General features: G+C 53.6%; 7 protein-coding genes. All 7 read left to right on the top strand.

Annotated features, from left to right (window positions below):
- Positions 1-929: 929 nt before the first annotated feature.
- Positions 930-1,238, top strand: a complete 309-nt coding sequence (locus ABEA92_RS31005; protein WP_345689711.1) for a hypothetical protein — start codon at positions 930-932, stop codon at positions 1,236-1,238.
- Between the two features lie 462 nt (positions 1,239-1,700).
- On the top strand, positions 1,701-2,471 hold the full coding sequence (locus ABEA92_RS31000) for a CE1 family esterase (RefSeq protein WP_345689709.1): 771 nt from the start codon (positions 1,701-1,703) through the stop codon (positions 2,469-2,471).
- Positions 2,472-2,548: 77 nt separating this feature from the next.
- On the top strand, positions 2,549-2,980 hold the full coding sequence (locus ABEA92_RS30995) for a hypothetical protein (RefSeq protein ID WP_345689707.1): 432 nt from the start codon (positions 2,549-2,551) through the stop codon (positions 2,978-2,980).
- A 127-nt stretch (positions 2,981-3,107) separates the two neighbouring features.
- Complete coding sequence (locus tag ABEA92_RS30990) at positions 3,108-3,518, top strand: hypothetical protein (RefSeq protein ID WP_345689705.1); 411 nt, start codon at positions 3,108-3,110, stop codon at positions 3,516-3,518.
- 112 nt (positions 3,519-3,630) lie between these two features.
- Positions 3,631-4,041 (top strand): hypothetical protein, encoded by a 411-nt coding sequence (locus tag ABEA92_RS30985; protein WP_345689703.1) that lies wholly within the window; start codon positions 3,631-3,633, stop codon positions 4,039-4,041.
- 122 nt (positions 4,042-4,163) lie between these two features.
- Complete coding sequence (locus ABEA92_RS30980; RefSeq protein ID WP_345689701.1) at positions 4,164-4,598, top strand: hypothetical protein; 435 nt, start codon at positions 4,164-4,166, stop codon at positions 4,596-4,598.
- Positions 4,599-5,252: 654 nt separating this feature from the next.
- Positions 5,253-6,264, top strand: a 1,012-nt coding sequence (gene ltrA, locus ABEA92_RS30975) for a group II intron reverse transcriptase/maturase (protein ID WP_345689699.1), incomplete at its 3' end; no start/stop codon positions are given.

The raw sequence follows: 6,264 nt of genomic DNA, 5'->3' as shown, positions 1-6,264 counted from the left end.
CTTGTGTTTGGTGGGTGGAGTGAATGTGACCGGCAGCCGCACGCTGCCGAGATCACGGGTCCGAGTCGCCAGTTAATTTGAACAAATGGCTCCCACCCATCAAACCTCGGACTTACATGGATTCTTTATCGCAACTAGCTGCGTGGCCTGCGTTGGTTTTGCAATTCATTCCACCGCTGGCGTAACGAGCGAAATTCCCGTTTGTGTTCGTGCAACATTTTGTCATCGCAGTCCGTTACACTAGCATCACTGGTCGATCCCAACGGTTGTCTGTTTGACGGGCCACCCACGAGGCGGAACGCCACTGCAACCGTGCTCGATTGATGCTTGCTACAATCTGCGATAACCATGCGATGGTGACGGAGCGGCGGCATCGTTTTTGCAAAGTGGTTCAATCACCGTTCGCCGCCCGCACATCGCTCCCGTTCTGACACGCTCAAGTCGTTTTTGATTCGGCCTCCAATGCGGGCATGACGATGCGCGTGTCGTGGCGGACGTGAATGCTGCCAGTGCATCGACGGAGCGGGCCGTTTTGCTTCGGTCGACCATCGCAGGCGGGCGCGACCTGCGGTTGCACTTGCGTTTCCCAGCCCGTTCAATTGCTTCGATCGCAATCATCTTTCTGCCCCACATCTTTTTGCCATTGCTCCGACGCTGGTAGCGTCACCATTTGCTTGCACGGCTGGATCGACTCATGCTAAACTCATGCAACGTCGGGCTCGTTTCGCTGCGAGCTTGGTAAGCACCGCTCGCGGTCAGAACCATGCGGTCAACGGGAGTTCGCGAGCAAGTCCACTTTAATAAAACATCAAACCCGCGAACCCCGTTACCGCGGCCGTTACCCGACTGACTGGAATGCGTCATCGATCGACGTGAACGCTGTGCTGCTCACACCTGACGACCTAACGCATCAACTCGCTGCTAACGCTGTGACAATTCTGCTGGTTGTCGATTCCTCTGACCCTGCTTCGTCAGCACTTGTTGAACGTTTGTGCGATGTCGCGGCAAGTTTTCGGACCGGCATTGGTTTCGGATGGATTACCAAGTCCAACGACTTCAAACATCCGTCGATTCAACCGGACGACCTAGCGGTGACGCCTGTCGTGTTGATGTTTCGCGGCGGCAAGCTGCTTTTCAATGATGCGACCGGTCGTCGGCAGATCGAGCTTGCACTCTCAAACGAGAACATCAACGCAATGTTTGGTTACACAATTGGCGGCGCTAGACTGGTCGAATGACTTCGCGCCTGTTGGTGCTCCCGGATTGCTTTTAAGCGAAGGCACGGGTAACAATGACATCCATCGAAGGACGCGAGCCAAGCGGTTTGGCAATGGTGAGTCTTTCGCGCGTCCTCGGTGATGTCCACCGTTATCGCAACTAGAGGCGTGACCTGCGTTGGTTTTGCAATTCATTCCACCGCTGGCGTAACAAGCGAAATTCCCGTTGGTGATCGTGCAACATTTTGTCATCGCAGTCCGTTACACTAGCATCACTGGTCGATCCCAACGGTTGTCTGCTTGACGGGCCACCCACGGGGCGGAACGCCACTGCAACCATACTCGATTCATGCTTGGTACGATCTGCGATAACCATGCGATGGTGACGGAGCGGCGGCATCGTTTTTGCAAAGTGGCTCAATCACCCTTCGCCGCCCGCACATCGCTCCCGTTCTGCCAATGGCGATGAGACCCTAGCAATTCGTGAAACGTTACCTCACTGGCACACTTGTCCTTGCTTCCGTGGCATCGGTCGCATGGTGGCTTCTTCGCGAACGCCCAATAAATGCTGACGTTCGCGCTGGTGAACTCGTTGTAGACGATGCCACTCGACGCTATCGCGTCGTGGTGCCGCACGATTCCACGTCACCGATGCCGATTGTGTTCGCTTTTCACGGCATTGGCGATTCCCCCGCTTCCATGGCTGCATACTGCCAACTTGATCGAATCGCAGCGGACAACAGCTTCATTTTGGTCTATCCCGAGGCACAGAATTCGATGTGGTCAGCGGTCAACATCGATCCAACGAACCTCGATGCCAACCCTGATGTTCGATTCTTCGACGCCCTGTATTCTCGTGTTGTCTCAGACCAAAACGTCGCCCCCAATCGTGTTTACCTGGTCGGAATGTCGAACGGAGCTTCATTTGCTCACGTCTTGGCGACTGCGAGACCTAACCTGATTGCCGCGTTGGTCGCACACTCGGGATTGCGGCCGAGAGACCTTGGCCCCTGTGATGATTCGCTTCCAATGATGCTTTTTGCCGGTGCTGAGGATTCTGTCGCACCGATGATAGAATCAGATGCTGAACTGTATCGCGATGCAGGATGTGCAGTCGAGTTTATTCGCGTTCCAAGGCTGGCACATGAATGGTCAACTCGACACAATATGGACATGTGGCGATTCCTATCCGCTCACGCCCGGATCAACGCCGAAGAGGCAGAACCAGACGATGCACGTGAGCCGCCGAGTTGAGTTTATTGAAGTGGTGAGTCGTTCGCGGCGGCCACGTGATCGTTATCGTTCCCCGACTGCATGCTCGCTGTTTACAGATGGACGAACTGAACTCAAACACAGCTCGTCTCACTGAATGCGTTCCTGACGATCTGTTTGAACTCTGGGGTAAGGGACCGCTGCGATTCGCAAATAAAGACTTGCTTCCCGTCGTTGAACTCGCTGGCCGGCAATTGTTCCTTCAGTGGGGTGAAACCAAGACTGCCGCTGATGCTGCTGATTGCCACTTTCGACGTGGTCGGCCCTGGAAGATGAAACGTAACAGTCGGTCAGCGCGCCCGCTTCTGCCATTCGGTAGCCACGACTTGATTCTGATCGACTTTCCGCCCCTGCAAACAGGCTTATTCGGAGGGATTTGGTCGTACAACACTGCTCCGGTTGGCTACACTAAAGAGTCGCTGAATGACTGGGCGATTGCATTAGCCTCTGTTGTAGACGGCTTTGACGCTCAGCAATTCTTGCACGACTAACCCTACTGCAACGAAGCGGGGAACCAAGGGTTGTTACGGAGCCGGCCCTGCGAGCGGTTAGCAATGGAAAATCAGCCGTTCCGGCCCGCAAAAACCAAACGTTCTGCCATTAGATGAATCCCAATCCATGACTCCGCTTCAAAGCGATCGGCACCAAGAATTAACGCAGTTGGTTGCTTGTAAGCCAGCCGACTGTTGGCCTGCGATTCTCGATCTTTGGACATCGACAAAGAAGATTTACACTTTGCCGGCTGGACCGAACGGCTACATCGACCCTGCTTACGAACTCGTTGAATTGATCTGTGAACGCATCGACGATTTTTTCCCAATGCTGAATCAAGAAGTGACGCACTCCAATCCAAATGTGTGTGCCTATTGCCTGACATGCCTTGAACGCGTTGACCGACTACAACTAACCGCTGAACAACTGCAAGAGCTGCGACAACGCGACGAAGTCCTTGATGTGGTCTCTGGATGTTTTGGGTCAACGCCGACGCTTGCAAGATTTGTAGAACTTAGTGGGCAATCATATCTTTAACCATTTAGGCAGAACAAAGCGATGGACGCGGAGCCGCCGACAGCGCGTTTACAAATGCATGATTGACCACGGCGGCCCGGTCATCGTAAACGTTCCCCTACCGAAGTACTGAATGGCAACGCAACGCGATGAGTTTGACCCACCGCAGCAATTGCTGACGGCGGTGGTCACTCAGATCGCGATTCCGGTTTTGACTGACATTGCCAGCGAAATTGGCGTGGATTGTGTGGCATCGGTCAAGGTTTGCGTTCGCGATGATCGTACACACCAGTTCAATGTCGTTGGGACAACTGTTTCAACGAGCTTAGTTGACGAAAACACAGAGGTCCGGCTTCGGTTCCGTAAGACTTATCGTGATGACCGCATTCTGTTCGCGATGGACACTCAGCACGCTGACGCATGGCGTGACTCGGGTTTCTCAGGCGTCTGGATTCATGGCGACATCGTTATCAACAACGCTGGCACGACGTGTAGGATTCGCGACAAAACAATTTGCTACAATCAGGGATGGCACAACTGGTAAAATTTCTGGTTGACCAAGATTCGGGTAACCATGAAATGCACTGGAGAACGGGTGGTCCGTTTTTTGGTTTGCTTGCAAGTCGTCCGCCCGTTCCCCATGATTTCTAACGTTCTCCGACGAAGATGAATTACGAAGAGGCAAAACGGTCGTTGGCGTCGCACGCTAATCTCCCCGAAACTGACCTGCCTATCGAAGGTAGCTTCGTTGGCGGCTTGTGGCTGATTGCGCAGAAAAACGCAGACCCACGATTCATGCAGCATGCCGATGAAATCATTAACTGCCTTCGGACGGTGAACACCCACTTCAATGGTCCCGACCCTACCTCACGTAGCGGTCGCTCCGATCATTCCCGAATCTCGGAAGTAGCATATTTCGTTTCGGGGATAATTTCTGGAGGTTTGACACTATATCTGAAGCTCAACCGAATGCGTCAACTGGATCAAGATTCTTTGAGGCAACTAAGTGTCGAGTTATGCAGGATCGCTTATGCGTGGGATCAGATCCTTGCTAGCGACGTCTCCGACATCCTCGAGGGATTCGACATCACTCTTGCCTAAATGGAAAACAATTCGCCTACCGAACGGACAGACTTGATGAGTGTCAGCTATACTCTGATTTTGAACGCTGAGTCCAGAAGGCGGAGAACCATGGGATGCAAGTTGCGGACTGGAAATGGTTTGAAGACGAGCGGGTGTGAATCCCGCCTGAGTAACCGCTAGCCACGGGCTCAGTATCGAGTTTTGCTGCGTTGATATAAGACGCAAGTCGAAGTTCAACGTTGATGCGTAAACACGAAAGGTAGTGAGGGTGAAAGGTATCGGCTGGCTGCCGAGCCCTGAACGAGATTGAGCTCCGAAATCATGGTTTCCTGTTGGATACTGCCCAAGGTCTGTGCATGCCCGAAGGCGAAACTCGCGGTCGCGTCTTGGCGAGCGACATCGAGAGTCCCGGAGTCGAAGATCCACTCGCGCTACACACTACGTCTTCAAGGCAACCAGTGACGCCCAAAAGTTCTTGATCTGATTATGAACTCCAATCATGACAAGTCGAGTATGCCCGCGAAGCCGAAAAGGCAACAGAGGCAAATGACTCTTTGGGAATCGGATGACTGCATAGTACCGTTGACTTCGGGTAATGCCGAACGAGGGAAGGCGGTCAGGCCGACACGCGATTCCAGCCGACCACCTGCCACTCACAGAAGTGGAACGCCGGTGTATGATCGACTGGATCGCATCACCACGAGAGCGGAGGGCGACGCAGCAGCGACGTTTAGCAACCTCTTTTCGTTGCTCAATACTGAACTGCTGTTCTACGCTTTCCGACGACTCAAGCGAGACAAAGCACCGGGGATCGACGGGGTCACGGTGGACGATTACGAAGAGAATTTGCAAGGCAACTTGCAAGATCTCGAAGATCGAATCCATCGCGGTAGCTATCGTCCTCAGCCGAGTTTACGCCGAGACATTCCCAAAGGAGACGGTAAAACGCGACCTTTGGGAATCGCTTGCGTGGAAGATAAGATCGTCCAGCGGGCGATCGTCATGGTCTTGGAACGCATCTACGAGGTGGATTTTCATGATACCTCGTACGGTTACCGTCCCAAGCGAAGCTGCCACCAAGCACTGGCCGATCTGGGCCAGACCATCACACGTCGGCGAGTGAACTGGGTGCTTGACGCGGACATTAAAGGGTTCTTTGAACACGTTGATTTTGGGAAGCTCCAAGAGCTTCTCGGGCGACGTATCGAAGACTCGCGAATGCTGCGGCTGATCACCAAGTTCCTGCACGCCGGAGTGATGATCCAAGACCAACGTTACGCCACCACGGAAGGCGTCGCGCAAGGTTCAGTTCTTTCTCCACTGCTAGCCAATGTGTATTTACACTACGTGCTGGACGAGTGGTTCGAACAAGTGGTGAAGCCGCGTCTGGTTGGCGAGGCCTCGATTATCCGCTTTGCGGACGATTTCATCTGCACGTTCGAGCGAGAATCGGACGCGTTGCGTTTTCGTGAGGTGTTGACCAAACGTCTTGGTCGGTATTCGTTAGAGTTAGCCGAGGAGAAGACGAAGTTGCTCCGTTTCGGCCGTTTTGCCAGTCGCGATTGCCAGCGGTTGGGTGAAGGGGCTCCGGGCACATTCGACTTCCTCGGCTTCATGCATTACTGCGGCACAAGCCGCGCTGGAAAGTTCAAACTGAAACGGAGAACATCGGCAAAGAAGTTTC

This window comes from Novipirellula caenicola (assembly GCF_039545035.1).
In the GTDB taxonomy this organism is placed as follows: Bacteria; Planctomycetota; Planctomycetia; order Pirellulales; family Pirellulaceae; genus Novipirellula; species Novipirellula caenicola.
The sequence above is the reverse complement of the archived record's forward strand: the minus strand, read 5'-3'. Positions and strand labels throughout refer to the sequence as shown.

Bases quoted from the DNA above. Each gene is read 5' to 3' on its own strand.
- ABEA92_RS30980 (WP_345689701.1), top strand. From the start codon at position 4,164: ATGAATTACGAAGAGGCAAAACGGTCGTTGGCGTCGCACGCTAATCTC.
- ABEA92_RS30995 (WP_345689707.1), top strand. From the start codon at position 2,549: ATGGACGAACTGAACTCAAACACAGCTCGTCTCACTGAATGCGTTCCT.
- ABEA92_RS30985 (WP_345689703.1), top strand. From the start codon at position 3,631: ATGGCAACGCAACGCGATGAGTTTGACCCACCGCAGCAATTGCTGACG.
- ABEA92_RS30990 (WP_345689705.1), top strand. From the start codon at position 3,108: ATGACTCCGCTTCAAAGCGATCGGCACCAAGAATTAACGCAGTTGGTT.